Consider the following 12,935-nt stretch of genomic DNA (forward strand, 5'->3'; position numbering starts at 1 on the left):
AAGACCGCACGAATATAACGGTGGGTTCCCCCCAAACGAATCGGAAAATCGATACTGGAAAAACTCTAACTCGGTGGCCAGTTTTTGTTGACCACTTCAAGGCCACGCTACAACAGGATGGAACTATACCAATAGAAGCTGGTGAGTTTAAAGCCACCAGTACTTTCCAGGTAACCTACCCTTAATAAGTCCACCGCACCGCCATCATCTGGCGGTGCGGTAATTGATAAATCATTGCCCCCACCAATGTGACTGATAAAATGCCAGGCAACACGACATCATTTATCAGGACACGTTATGAAACCGACCACCATTGCTTCACTTCAGAAATGTAAGCAGGATAAAAAGCGTTTCGCGACCATCACCGCTTACGACTACAGCTTCGCGAAACTATTTGCTGATGAAGGACTTAACGTCATGCTGGTAGGCGACTCGCTGGGCATGACGGTTCAGGGTCACGACTCCACCCTGCCGGTGACCGTTGCCGATATCGCCTACCACACTGCCTCCGTACGTCGTGGTGCGCCAAACTGCCTGCTGTTGGCTGACCTGCCGTTTATGGCGTATGCCACGCCGGAACAAGCCTTTGAAAACGCCGCAACGGTTATGCGTGCCGGTGCCAATATGGTCAAAATTGAGGGCGGTGAGTGGCTGGTCGAAACCGTAAAAATGCTGACCGAACGTGCCGTTCCTGTATGTGGTCACTTAGGTTTAACCCCACAGTCAGTGAATATTTTCGGTGGCTACAAAGTTCAGGGGCGCGGCGATGAAGCGGGCGATCAACTGCTCAGCGATGCATTAGCCTTAGAAGCCGCTGGGGCACAGCTGCTGGTGCTGGAATGCGTGCCGGTTGAACTGGCAAAACGTATTACCGAAGCACTGGCGATCCCGGTTATTGGCATTGGCGCAGGCAACGTCACTGACGGGCAGATCCTCGTGATGCACGACGCCTTCGGCATTACCGGCGGTCACATTCCTAAATTCGCTAAAAATTTCCTCGCCGAAACGGGCGACATCCGCGCGGCTGTGCGGCAGTATATGGCTGAAGTGGAGTCCGGCGTTTATCCGGGCGAAGAACACAGTTTCCATTAAGGAGTCACGTTGTGTTAATTATCGAAACCCTGCCGCTGCTGCGTCAGCAAATTCGCCGCCTGCGTATGGAAGGCAAGCGCGTGGCGCTGGTGCCTACTATGGGTAATCTGCACGATGGCCATATGAAGCTGGTCGACGAAGCCAAAGCCCGCGCCGATGTGGTCGTCGTCAGTATTTTCGTTAACCCGATGCAGTTCGACCGCCCGGAAGATCTGGCACGTTATCCACGGACCTTGCAGGAGGACTGCGAGAAGCTAAACAAACGTAAAGTGGATTTAGTTTTCGCCCCTTCGGTAAAAGAGATCTACCCGAACGGTACTGAAACCCATACTTACGTTGACGTTCCCGGGCTTTCGACCATGCTGGAAGGCGCGAGCCGTCCGGGGCATTTTCGCGGCGTTTCGACTATCGTCAGCAAGCTGTTTAACCTGGTCCAGCCGGACATCGCCTGCTTCGGTGAAAAGGACTTTCAGCAACTGGCGCTAATCCGCAAAATGGTTGCCGATATGGGCTTCGATATTGAAATTGTCGGCGTCCCGATTATGCGCGCCAAAGATGGCCTTGCGCTCAGTTCCCGTAATGGTTATCTGACGGCGGAACAACGCAAAATTGCGCCCGGTCTGTACAAAGTTTTAAGTTCAATTGCCGACAAATTGCAGGCTGGCGAGCGGGATCTTGATGAAATTATTGCCATTGCAGGGCAAGAACTGAATGAAAAAGGCTTCCGCGCCGATGATATTCAGATTCGCGATGCCGACACGTTGCTGGAAGTCTCTGAAACCAGCAAACGAGCTGTAATTCTGGTAGCCGCCTGGCTTGGCGATGCCCGCCTGATCGACAACAAAATCGTCGAACTGGCGTAATGCTTTTACTCTAAATAATTCAAGTTGCAGGAAGGCGGCAAGCGAGTGACAAATTCGTCAGGAACGAATTTGCCCAGCCGCAGGCTGGCCTTCGGTGAGAGACATGGATGTCTCTCATTAATCCCCAGGAGCTTACATAAGTAAGTGACTGGGGTTAGCGAACGCAGACACAGCACATGCAATTTAAAGTATGACGAGTATAACTGGCGCTACGGCTGATGGCGCCAATTATTAATTTGCCCCACGTCATGGCGATGGCGTCTGTAAGCAATTATTCATAACGCAGACAACTTAGTTAATCAGCCTATCAATCTCAGCAAGAGATAAATTTGTCATCTCTGCAACGTCTTCCCGAGACATCCCTTTACTCAGAAAACGCTGGGCGAATTCTTGCCTTTCCTCCTGTCTTCCCTGCTGAATCCCCTTCTCAATCCCTTTCTCTTCAAACCACTGCGCCAGCGTCATCATAGACTCCCCTCCCGTTTCCCTGTCTCTCAGCACACCATAAAACAAATCCGCTTGTTCAGTATGACCGCGTTGCAGCATATAGTTTTGCATGGCAACTAACTGACTTCCGCTAGTGTACCCTTCGTCAATCAGCGTGACCAGTTGCTCCAGCAATAACATTAAGTCGCGCTGGCGAATATGTTTTTGCAGTAGTTCGAGAATCGCAATCCGCCGATGTTGCATGATTTCGTCATCCGGTGTGATGGTGATATCCACCAGCGGGAAAGGACTGTTATAGACGCGTCGTGCCAGCTCCGGCGAGTAAAATATATCAAACCAGCACATTGAGAGCGGATAAGGTGTGGCCTCGCCCTGATAAAACAGTATCGGCACCACCAGCGGCAGCTTATCGTGATCCGCCTCCAGATGCCGGTGCATGGCAGCAATAGAATAACGCATCATGCGAAAGGCCATTTTCTTATCCGGCTTGCCTTGGTGTTCAATCACAACATGCAGATAACCGGGATTGCCCTGCATTTGCACGGAATAGAGCACGTCCGTGCTGTGTCCTTTCAGGCTCTCTTCAATGAAACTCCCCGACTCTAAATGAAGCGTGTTGAGGTCACAAAGTTCTCGTAATTCCACTGGCAAATGTATCTCCAGAAAGTCGCGAGCCGTCTCCGCGTGCATTAAAAATTGTTTAAACACTGCATCATGCGGTGTGGTACTCGGTGCATCCATCTTCCCTGCCTTCCGTGTTGTCTTGCGTGAAGGCAGTATCCAGTCAAGGCGTGCCATCGTCAGCCACCTCTTTAGTGTTTACCGAGCAGCGTTCAGAGAAATTTCAATTGGTTACAGCCGTTACATGGCACGCTTCGGCACGGTACGCAAACTGCTGATGTAAATGCCGTCAGATGAGTAGACACTAAACAAAAATCGGGCAATACTGCGTGAGAATTTCCTCAAAGCAGGCATCGCCTGCTTCGTTAACGACAGGGTAGAAAGGTAGAAGTTATGATTCGCACGATGCTGCAGGGCAAACTCCACCGCGTGAAAGTGACTCATGCGGACCTACACTATGAAGGTTCTTGCGCCATTGACCAGGATTTTCTTGACGCAGCCGGTATTCTCGAAAACGAAGCCATTGATATCTGGAATGTCACCAACGGCAAGCGTTTCTCCACTTATGCCATCGCGGCAGAACGCGGTTCGAGAATTATTTCTGTTAACGGTGCGGCGGCCCACTGCGCCAGTGTCGGCGATATTGTCATCATCGCCAGCTTCGTTACCATGCCAGATGAAGAAGCTCGCACCTGGCGACCCAACGTCGCCTATTTTGAAGGCGACAATGAAATGAAACGTACCGCGAAAGCGATTCCGGTACAGGTTGCTTGATTGTTATCCCTGCGGCTGGTTACTCACCAGCGCGACATCGTCTCCAGCGAATCCGTTCTTAAGATATAAAGTCGTTTTAGTAACAACGGATTATCCCCCGGTTTTACTTTGCCTTTCATGGTTGTCACCGCCAGGTGAAATCCGGCATCGTTTGCTGCCTTCACGGCTTTGTCATTAAATCCGCCAAACGGATACGAAAGATACCAGACATGCGGATTAAATTGCGCCAGAGCGCGGCGTGAACGTGCAAAATCAAACAGAATATTGTGTTCACTACGGCTCGGTAATATGGGGCGGCGATAACCATCCACCCGATGCAAAAAATGGGTATGTGACTGGAAATCAAAAACATCGCGAATTTCGTTAAGTTCAGAAACGCTCATAAATTGCAGCGATTTTGGGTCCCACTTCTGCGGGTGACGTTTGATGCGCGAGGTAACAATAAACGCCGTCGCCTTCATGCCATATTGTTTCAACACGGGATACGCATAGCGGCTCACCGATTTGAGGCCATCATCAAAGGTAATCACCACCGCTCGCGCAGGGAGATTGATCTTATTCTTCACGTAACCTTCCAGCTGCACCATGCTCAGTGTCGCGTATCCCCTGTCGCGCAGCCAGGCCATCTGGTTATTGAAAGCGCGTACTGAGGTGGTCGTCGAAGTATGGCGAAAACGGGTGTTTTCTTCATCGCGCAGAATATGGTGATAGGTTAGCACCGGCAGGCCATTATCGGGTTGGGCATCCAGCGCGCTGATATAGGCCAGTCGATCGCCAATACGGATCTGATACCAGGTTTGATTTAACCTGTCTTTCAGTTTATGCAAAATCGGGTAGCGCAAATTGTCCGCCAGTACCCCATAATGGCGCACTGCCCGCACTCGGCGCGTTATAGACCGGCGTATCTTTCCAGGTAATTAAGTTCTGATTACTCAGCGGCTTGTTGAGGTCACCCAAACCGTCTTCAACTTTTTGTCGCCCCTGAACTGGCTCGAGATGCCCTTTATCGATAAACCCTTTACCAAAGCCAAAATTAAATGCGTAATAACTTGCGGCAGTGGGCTCCACGGCAATGATTTGCCCGGCCCGAATATTCCCCACGGTCACCATCTTGTCGCCAATTTGCGCCCAGATCGCAGCATTTTCGATGGTTTGCATATAACGGGCAGGTAACGCGGCACTAACGCTTGCGGTAAACAGCATCAGCAGGATGAATAACAGCTTGTTTATACATGAAAAAATAACCGAGGGTGAAACAACGCTTGTATTGTAGCAAAAGCGCCATCAGAATCGCGGGTTAATACTCATACAAATTATGTTTGAGGACAAAAGGCGGATTTTTTTGTTGTTGGTGCCAAAGACTACTCACCTCCGGCGCACCCAGTTCGACAATACGCTCGCGAAACTCTGAACTGGTCATGGTTTCACGGCAAGCCATCATCTGTTCAATTAACGGTAACGTGACACCAGAAATCACTTCACAACGGGAGTGTTTATGGCTTAATAATGAAGCCACGCGGTACGGTGGCGCTCCGGCTATATCGGTTAAGAAGATGACACCCTCACCAGAGTCCGCTTCATGCAGAGCATCGCACATCATGCGGCTGAGCATATTAGAGCTTAATCCGCGCCAGAAATTCACGGCCCGGCACTGAAGAAGTGCCCCATGTTTTTTCTCCAGCGCATCCAGTATCTCTTGCGCCCGGTCATCGTGACAGGTAATTACCCAACCTAACATCGCCTTCCTCCTTAGCCGAAAATCAGTCTATCCTGACCATTGTTGATAAAGGGTGATAGCCGTCAAAACTCCTCTCCCCCGAATCCAGAGGAGAGGAAATAGCCTTAGCTACGCAAACCACGTCCACGTTGGATCAGCGACCAACAGATCAAATAAAACACCACAATAAAGACCACCAGTACGCCAAAGGTAGTGGCCAGCGGCACATCATTTATACCGAGGAAGCCGTAGCGGAAACCACTGATCATATAAACGATTGGGTTCAGGTGCGACAGCCCTTGCCAGAACGGCGGCAACAAAGTCAGGGAGTAAAACACCCCGCCCAAATACGTGAGTGGCGTTAACACAAAGGTTGGCACCAGGCTGATGTCATCGAACGTTTTGGCAAACACGCCGTTCAGCAAACCCGCAAGGGAGAATAGCACCGCCGTGAGCACCAGGGTTAAGGCAACGAATACCCACGAATGCACCTGAAACGGCACAAAAAACAGTGAAATTGCCGTCACCAGAATGCCAACAAACAGACCACGCGCCACGCCACCGCCGACATATCCGGCAATAATGACGTGAGTCGGAACCGGCGCTACCAGCAGCTCTTCAATATTACGCTGGAACTTGGCACCAAAAAATGATGACGCGACGTTAGCGTAGGCATTGGTGATCACCGACATCATGATCAGCCCCGGTACGATGAACTGCATATAGCTGAAGCCATGCATATCGCCAATACGCGAACCTATCAGGTTACCGAAGATAATAAAGTAAAGGGTCATGGTGATGACTGGCGGCACCAGCGTCTGCACCCAGATACGCATAAAGCGATGGATCTCTTTCGCCCAGATGCTTTTTAGCGCCACCCAGTAAAGATGCATCATGCGCGATCTCCTTGTTTTTCATTAACCAGTGAAACAAACAGCTCTTCCAGACGGTTAGCTTTGTTACGCATACTTAATACCTGAATGCCCTGCTCACTTAACTGCGTAAATACGCTGTTGATCCCCTGCTCACGCAGCACTTCAACTTCCAGCGTCGCGGTATCGACCAGTCGATACTGATAGCCATCGAGCTTCGGTAACGGGCTTTTCGGTGCGAGATCGAGAATAAAGGTTTCCAATTTCAGCTTCGCCAGCAGCGCCTTCATCGAGGTATTTTCCACCAGCTCACCGTGTTGAATAATGCCGATATTGCGGCACAGCATTTCTGCTTCTTCCAGGTAGTGTGTAGTGAGAATGATGGTGGTGCCTTTGTCGTTTAAATCCTTCAAAAAGCCCCACATTGAGCGGCGAAGTTCAATATCCACGCCTGCGGTCGGTTCGTCGAGAATCAGTAGTTTAGGTTCATGCATTAACGCACGGGCAATCATTAAACGGCGCTTCATCCCGCCAGATAACATACGCGCACGTTCGTTGCGTTTTCCCCATAAATCGAGTTGTTTGAGATATTTTTCGCTGCGGATGTACGCTTCTTTGCGCTCCACGCCGTAGTACCCTGCCTGATTCACCACAATTTGCTGCACGGTTTCAAACGGGTTGAAGTTAAATTCCTGCGGCACCAGTCCCAACTGACGTTTAGCGTTCACGACATCCTTCTCGAGATCGTAACCAAATACGCTGACCCGCCCGGAGGTTTTATTTACCAGAGAGCTGATAATACCGATAGTGGTCGATTTCCCGGCCCCGTTCGGCCCGAGAAGCGCATAAAAATCACCCGCTTCGACCTGCAAATCTATTCCACGAAGCGCCTGAACGCCGCCTGGATAGGTTTTTTTAAGCTGTTGAAGTTCCAGTGCAATGGTCATAAATTTTTACTTACCTTACGTTCTTACACTTTATCTGTGGTTTAAATCGTCCCGGAGTTACCCTATATTAGCCAAACGTAATTATTTGGTTACAGGTCGTTAACCTCCATGAAAGACATAGATACACTCATCAGCAACAATGCACTATGGTCAAAAATGCTGGTGGAAGAGGATCCCGGGTTTTTTGAGAAACTGGCACAAGCGCAAAAACCGCACTTTCTATGGATTGGATGTTCCGACAGTCGCGTTCCTGCAGAACGTTTAACCGGTCTTGAGCCGGGCGAACTCTTTGTTCACCGTAATGTTGCTAACCTGGTCATTCACACCGACCTGAACTGCCTTTCCGTGGTTCAGTATGCAGTGGATGTACTAGAAGTTGAACACATTATTATCTGTGGCCACTACGGTTGCGGCGGCGTACAAGCCGCAGTTGAAAACCCGGAACTGGGGCTTATCAACAACTGGCTGCTGCATATCCGCGATATCTGGTTCAAACATAGCTCATTGCTCGGCGAAATGCCGCAAGAGCGCCGTCTGGATACCTTGTGTGAACTGAACGTCATGGAACAGGTGTATAACCTAGGCCACTCCACCATTATGCAATCAGCGTGGAAACGCGGGCAGAAAGTTACCATTCACGGCTGGGCCTATGGCATTCACGACGGCTTGCTGCGTGATCTGGATGTTACTGCCACCAACCGCGAAACCCTTGAGCAACGTTACCGTCACGGGATTTCCAACCTCAAGCTGAAACACGCCAACCACAAATAAAAATGCCATGCCGGATGCAACACATCCGGCAACTTCACACTTACTCGTCCAGCAGAATCACTTTGCCGATATACGGCAGATGACGGTAACGCTGTGCGTAATCAATGCCGTAACCCACCACAAACTCATCCGGGATCGAGAAACCGATAAATTCTACCGGGACGTTCACTTCACGACGGGACGGTTTATCCAGCAGCGTACAAATCGCCAGCGACTTCGGTTCGCGCAGGCTTAAGATCTCACGCACTTTCGACAGTGTATTCCCCGAGTCGATGATATCTTCAACAATCAGCACGTCCTTGCCACGGATATCTTCATCCAGATCTTTGAGGATTTTCACATCACGGGTGGTGGACATGCCGCTACCGTAGCTGGAGGCGGTCATAAAGTCGACTTCATGAGATACCTGAACTTCACGGCACAGGTCCGCCATAAACATAAATGAGCCACGCAGCAGACCCACCAGCACCATATCGCTGCCGCTGTCTTTGTAACGCTCAGTAATCTGACGACCCAGTTCGGCGATACGCGCTTTAATCTCCGCTTCGGGGATCATTACTTCTACAGTATGTTTCATATCTCTAACCATATGATTTAAAAACAAATCACTTCGCACGGGCAGGTTTTGGCACCGCAACAAAGCGCAAGACACGCAGTATACCAGTAAAACTATTCATTCGCGGAATCTGTTAATAAAGCTCGAATTGTGATGACGATCACACATGTTAAAACCTATAATTAATTGCTACTAAAATATTAATGAATTGAAATGGTGTCTCTTTATGGCAATTAACAATACAGGCTCGCGACGATTACTCGTCACGCTAACAGTCCTTTTTGCAGCGCTTTGCGGGCTGTATCTACTCATTGGCGGAGGCTGGCTGGTCGCGATTGGCGGCTCCTGGTACTACCCTATCGCTGGCCTTGTGATGCTCGGCGTCGCCTGGATGCTGTGGCGCAGTAAACGTGCCGCGCTTTGGCTATACGCCGCCCTGCTGCTCGGCACCATGATTTGGGGCGTCTGGGAAGTTGGTTTCGACTTCTGGGCGCTGACTCCGCGCAGCGATATTCTGGTCTTCTTCGGCATCTGGCTGATCCTGCCGTTTGTCTGGCGTCGCCTGGTCATTCCTGCCAGCGGCGCAGTTGCCGCACTGGTGGTGGCACTGCTGATTAGCGGTAGTATCCTGACCTGGGCCGGATTTAACGATCCGCAGGAAATCAACGGCACCTTAAGCGCCGATGCCACACCTACGGAAGCTATCTCACCCGTTGCCGATCAGGACTGGCCTGCCTATGGTCGCAATCAGGAAGGTCAACGCTTTTCACCTCTGAAACAAATTAACGCCGATAACGTCCATAATCTGAAAGAAGCCTGGGTGTTCCGTACTGGCGATGTGAAGCAGCCGAACGATCCGGGCGAAATCACCAATGAAGTGACGCCGATTAAAGTGGGCGACACCCTTTACCTGTGTACCGCTCACCAGCGCCTGTTTGCGCTCGATGCCGCCAGCGGCAAAGAGAAATGGCATTACGATCCTAAGCTGAAAACTAACGAGTCTTTCCAGCACGTAACCTGCCGTGGCGTCTCTTATCATGAAGCCAAAGCAGAAACGGCTTCGCCGGAAGTGATGGCGGATTGCCCGCGTCGTATCATTCTTCCGGTCAATGATGGTCGACTGATTGCGATTAACGCTGAAAACGGCAAACTGTGCGAAACCTTCGCCAATAAAGGCGTGCTCAATCTGCAAAGCAATATGCCAGACACCAAACCGGGTCTGTATGAACCGACTTCGCCACCGATTATCACCGATAAAACCATCGTGATGGCAGGTTCAGTTACCGATAACTTCTCAACCCGCGAAACGTCTGGCGTGATCCGTGGTTTTGATGTCAACACCGGGGAGCTGCTGTGGGCTTTTGATCCCGGCGCGAAAGATCCGAACGCAATCCCGTCTGACGAACACACCTTTACCTTTAACTCGCCAAACTCCTGGGCACCAGCGGCCTATGACGCGAAGCTGGATCTGGTCTATCTGCCGATGGGCGTGACCACGCCGGATATCTGGGGCGGTAACCGCACACCGGAACAGGAACGTTATGCCAGCTCGATTCTGGCGCTGAATGCCACTACCGGGAAACTGGCGTGGAGCTACCAGACCGTTCACCACGACCTGTGGGACATGGATCTTCCGGCACAGCCGACGCTGGCGGACATCACCGTTAATGGTCAGAAAGTGCCAGTTATTTACGCTCCGGCGAAAACCGGCAACATTTTTGTGCTCGATCGTCGCAATGGCGAACTGGTGGTTCCGGCCCCGGAAAAACCGGTGCCGCAAGGTGCTGCGAAAGGCGATTACGTTACTCCGACCCAGCCGTTCTCTGAACTGAGCTTCCGTCCGAAGAAAGATTTGAGCGGTGCGGATATGTGGGGAGCCACCATGTTTGACCAACTGGTGTGCCGCGTGATGTTCCACCAGATGCGCTATGAAGGCATTTTCACGCCGCCATCTGAACAGGGCACGCTGGTCTTCCCGGGTAACCTGGGAATGTTTGAATGGGGCGGGATTTCCGTTGATCCAAATCGTGAAGTGGCAATTGCCAACCCAATGGCACTGCCGTTTGTTTCGAAACTGATCCCACGCGGTCCGGGTAACCCGATGGAGCAGCCGAAAGATGCCAAAGGCACGGGTACGGAATCCGGCATTCAGCCACAGTACGGTGTACCGTATGGTGTCACGCTCAACCCGTTCCTCTCACCGTTTGGTCTGCCGTGTAAACAGCCAGCATGGGGTTATATCTCGGCGCTGGATCTGAAAACCAATGAAGTGGTGTGGAAGAAACGTATTGGTACGCCGCAGGACAGTATGCCGTTCCCGATGCCTGTACCGGTGCCGTTCAATATGGGTATGCCGATGCTGGGCGGGCCAATCTCCACGGCGGGTAACGTGCTGTTTATCGCCGCTACGGCAGATAACTACCTGCGCGCTTACAACATGAGCAACGGTGAAAAACTGTGGCAGGGTCGTTTACCAGCGGGTGGTCAGGCGACGCCAATGACCTATGAAGTGAATGGTAAGCAGTATGTGGTGATCTCCGCAGGCGGTCACGGTTCATTTGGTACGAAGATGGGCGACTATATTGTGGCTTATGCCCTGCCGGATGATGTGAAATAACCATAATGCCCGGAGAGATCCGGGCATATTTCCGAATACGGTCTTTTTATACCGTAAACCCTAACATCATCCCCGTATCTTCATGCTCCAGCAGATGGCAGTGCGCCATATAAGCATGTTCTTTCGGTGCGTCGTGATTAAACTTCACCAGCACTTCACTGACATTGCCTTCTACCTTAACGGTATCTTTCCAGCCCGCGCGATGAGCCGCTGGCGGTTTGCCATTTTCTGACAAGATACGGAACTGCGTGCCGTGAATATGGAACGGATGCAGCATCATGTCGCCCACGCCAGAGATAACCCAACGTTCGTACTGCCCTTTCGCCGCCGCAAACATCGGCTTATTCATATCAAACGCCTGACCGTTGATTTTATTGGCATGGTGGAAATCGAACTTCCCGCCGTGGTTCATATGATTCATATTACCGTGCCCCATATGGCCCATCATCTGGCTGTGATCCATTCCGGCCATCGCCTGATCGCCATATTTCTCCATTAGCATCTGCATACCCATCATATCGAGCATCGGGTCCATAGAAAGTTGCAGCTTGCGTACCGTCAGCCCTTCCAGCGAAGGTAACGCAGGCAGGCTACTTAATGTGTCTGGCAAAGCACCGGAGGCACTAATAGCAATCGGCTGAATCCGCATTACCGGATGCGGCTTGTCAAACGGCGCAATCGCCATCCCCATCTGGCTGACCGGTAGCGTCACCAGGTCAAAGGGTTTGTTGTCGTTAACCTCCACCAGCACTTCAAAACGCTCGCCCATCAGCACCGGCAGCTCGCTCACCTTCACCGGTTCAGGTAGCAGACCACCGTCGCTGGCAATCACATACAGCGGGCGATTGTCGCTGGTGGCGAAATTGAGCGAGCGGGCATTACAGCCATTGAGCAAACGCAGGCGCAGCCAACCACGCGGGGCAGCGTGTTGTGGGTAGATTGCACCGTTGGTCAGCAGCGTATCGCCAAACCAGCCCACGGCGGCGGTCATCACATCCAGTTGATAATCAATCTGCCCATCAGCGTTAAATTTTTTATCCTGAACAATCACCGGAACATCATCGATACCCCACTGTTTTGGCAGCATTAATTTCAGGATCTCGTCATCTTCAATTACCACCAGCCCAGCCAACCCCATCGCCACCTGTCGCCCAGTCTTGCCATGTTGATGTGGATGGAACCAGCAAGTAGCGGCAGGTTGATCAACGTTCAACGTCACCGAGCGCTTGCCACCTGGCGGAATAATTCCCTGCGGGCCGCCGTCGACTTCACCCGGTACTTCCAGCCCGTGCCAGTGCAACGTCGTCTCTTCCGTCAGTTGGTTATAGATATCAACCGTTACCGCTTTGCCGCGCTGTAATTTCACCGCCGGCCCCAGCAGATTGCCGTTATAGCCCCAGGTAGTTGCAGTTTTCTCGCCAAAGGTAGACTGACCTGCGCCAATAGTTAACTGAATGCGATTACGGGCATCGGTCGTGAGCAAATCAGGGATCGGTAACGTTGGGCGTTCCGCCGCAAAGACTGCGCGGCTCCACAGCGGCAAGGCTGAAGCCACACCCAGCGCGACGGAATATTTTAAGAAATCACGACGTTGCATAGTTATTTCCTTATTCTTAAGCAGGCGAAACAAAATCAAACGTTGAGCATAGTCCTTCCCC

11 protein-coding genes and 2 pseudogenes are annotated in these 12,935 nt (G+C 51.4%); 6 read left to right on the forward strand and 7 right to left on the reverse strand.

Going from position 1 to position 12,935, the window contains the following annotated elements:
• Window positions 1-92: 92 nt before the first annotated feature.
• The 3 genes and pseudogenes from BHE85_RS27490 to panC form a co-directional block, all read left to right on the forward strand.
• Window positions 93-185, forward strand: a pseudogene (locus BHE85_RS27490) (hypothetical protein); the annotation flags it as partial.
• A gap of 112 nt (window positions 186-297) precedes the next feature.
• Window positions 298-1,092 carry a 3-methyl-2-oxobutanoate hydroxymethyltransferase gene (gene panB, locus BHE85_RS12760; protein ID WP_000805451.1) on the forward strand — a complete coding sequence of 265 codons (795 nt, stop codon included), beginning with the start codon at window positions 298-300 and terminating at the stop codon, window positions 1,090-1,092.
• Between the two features lie 11 nt (window positions 1,093-1,103).
• Window positions 1,104-1,955 (forward strand): pantoate--beta-alanine ligase, encoded by an 852-nt coding sequence (gene panC, locus BHE85_RS12765; protein ID WP_000905371.1) that lies wholly within the window; start codon window positions 1,104-1,106, stop codon window positions 1,953-1,955.
• A gap of 291 nt (window positions 1,956-2,246) precedes the next feature.
• Here the strand turns inward: panC and rpnC are convergent, their stop codons facing one another.
• Window positions 2,247-3,143 carry a recombination-promoting nuclease RpnC gene (gene rpnC / locus BHE85_RS12770; protein ID WP_000339939.1) on the reverse strand — a complete coding sequence of 299 codons (897 nt, stop codon included), beginning with the start codon at window positions 3,141-3,143 and terminating at the stop codon, window positions 2,247-2,249.
• A 273-nt stretch (window positions 3,144-3,416) separates the two neighbouring features.
• On the opposite strand from rpnC, the gene panD reads away from it, so the two are divergent.
• Entirely contained in the window at window positions 3,417-3,797 is a 381-nt protein-coding gene (panD, locus tag BHE85_RS12775; RefSeq protein ID WP_000621515.1) for an aspartate 1-decarboxylase, read from the forward strand.
• A 3-nt stretch (window positions 3,798-3,800) separates the two neighbouring features.
• Here panD and BHE85_RS12780 read toward each other — a convergent pair.
• From BHE85_RS12780 to BHE85_RS12800, 4 genes and pseudogenes are all read right to left on the reverse strand, one after another.
• Window positions 3,801-5,031 (reverse strand): annotated as a pseudogene (locus tag BHE85_RS12780) (polysaccharide deacetylase family protein).
• A gap of 63 nt (window positions 5,032-5,094) precedes the next feature.
• Window positions 5,095-5,535: a PTS sugar transporter subunit IIA gene (locus tag BHE85_RS12790; protein WP_000901987.1), complete on the reverse strand. Its 441-nt coding sequence runs from the start codon at window positions 5,533-5,535 to the stop codon at window positions 5,095-5,097.
• Window positions 5,536-5,639: 104 nt separating this feature from the next.
• Complete coding sequence (locus BHE85_RS12795) at window positions 5,640-6,410, reverse strand: ABC transporter permease (RefSeq protein WP_000972200.1); 771 nt, start codon at window positions 6,408-6,410, stop codon at window positions 5,640-5,642.
• Window positions 6,407-7,333: an ABC transporter ATP-binding protein gene (locus BHE85_RS12800; protein ID WP_000150634.1), complete on the reverse strand. Its 927-nt coding sequence runs from the start codon at window positions 7,331-7,333 to the stop codon at window positions 6,407-6,409. Before BHE85_RS12800 ends, BHE85_RS12795 begins: the two co-directional genes overlap by 4 nt.
• Before the next feature lie 108 nt (window positions 7,334-7,441).
• Here BHE85_RS12800 and can point away from each other — a divergent pair, with 108 nt between their 5' ends.
• A complete protein-coding gene (gene can, locus BHE85_RS12805) occupies window positions 7,442-8,104 on the forward strand; it encodes a carbonate dehydratase (RefSeq protein ID WP_000651584.1) in 663 nt (220 codons plus the stop codon).
• Between the two features lie 40 nt (window positions 8,105-8,144).
• On the opposite strand, the gene hpt is transcribed toward can, so the two are convergent.
• Window positions 8,145-8,681, reverse strand: coding sequence for a hypoxanthine phosphoribosyltransferase (gene hpt, locus BHE85_RS12810; RefSeq protein ID WP_000683335.1), 537 nt, complete (start codon window positions 8,679-8,681; stop codon window positions 8,145-8,147).
• Window positions 8,682-8,886: 205 nt separating this feature from the next.
• On the opposite strand from hpt, the gene gcd reads away from it, so the two are divergent.
• Window positions 8,887-11,277 (forward strand): quinoprotein glucose dehydrogenase, encoded by a 2,391-nt coding sequence (gene gcd / locus BHE85_RS12815; protein WP_004980343.1) that lies wholly within the window; start codon window positions 8,887-8,889, stop codon window positions 11,275-11,277.
• A gap of 46 nt (window positions 11,278-11,323) precedes the next feature.
• Here gcd and cueO read toward each other — a convergent pair whose 3' ends face one another.
• Window positions 11,324-12,874 (reverse strand): multicopper oxidase CueO, encoded by a 1,551-nt coding sequence (cueO, locus tag BHE85_RS12820; RefSeq protein ID WP_001189607.1) that lies wholly within the window; start codon window positions 12,872-12,874, stop codon window positions 11,324-11,326.
• Between the last annotated feature and the right edge of the window lie 61 nt (window positions 12,875-12,935).

Origin of the sequence: Shigella sp. FC1567, assembly GCF_001743015.1 — a bacterium.
GTDB classification, from domain to species: domain Bacteria; phylum Pseudomonadota; class Gammaproteobacteria; order Enterobacterales; family Enterobacteriaceae; genus Escherichia; species Escherichia coli.

Coding starts and splice junctions, on each gene's coding strand:
- can (WP_000651584.1), top strand. CDS start 7,442: ATGAAAGACATAGATACACTCATCAGCAACAATGCACTATGGTCAAAA.
- rpnC (WP_000339939.1), bottom strand. CDS start 3,143: ATGGATGCACCGAGTACCACACCGCATGATGCAGTGTTTAAACAATTT.
- BHE85_RS12800 (WP_000150634.1), bottom strand. CDS start 7,333: ATGACCATTGCACTGGAACTTCAACAGCTTAAAAAAACCTATCCAGGC.
- panD (WP_000621515.1), top strand. CDS start 3,417: ATGATTCGCACGATGCTGCAGGGCAAACTCCACCGCGTGAAAGTGACT.
- panB (WP_000805451.1), top strand. CDS start 298: ATGAAACCGACCACCATTGCTTCACTTCAGAAATGTAAGCAGGATAAA.
- cueO (WP_001189607.1), bottom strand. CDS start 12,874: ATGCAACGTCGTGATTTCTTAAAATATTCCGTCGCGCTGGGTGTGGCT.
- BHE85_RS12795 (WP_000972200.1), bottom strand. CDS start 6,410: ATGATGCATCTTTACTGGGTGGCGCTAAAAAGCATCTGGGCGAAAGAG.
- hpt (WP_000683335.1), bottom strand. CDS start 8,681: ATGAAACATACTGTAGAAGTAATGATCCCCGAAGCGGAGATTAAAGCG.
- gcd (WP_004980343.1), top strand. CDS start 8,887: ATGGCAATTAACAATACAGGCTCGCGACGATTACTCGTCACGCTAACA.
- BHE85_RS12790 (WP_000901987.1), bottom strand. CDS start 5,535: ATGTTAGGTTGGGTAATTACCTGTCACGATGACCGGGCGCAAGAGATA.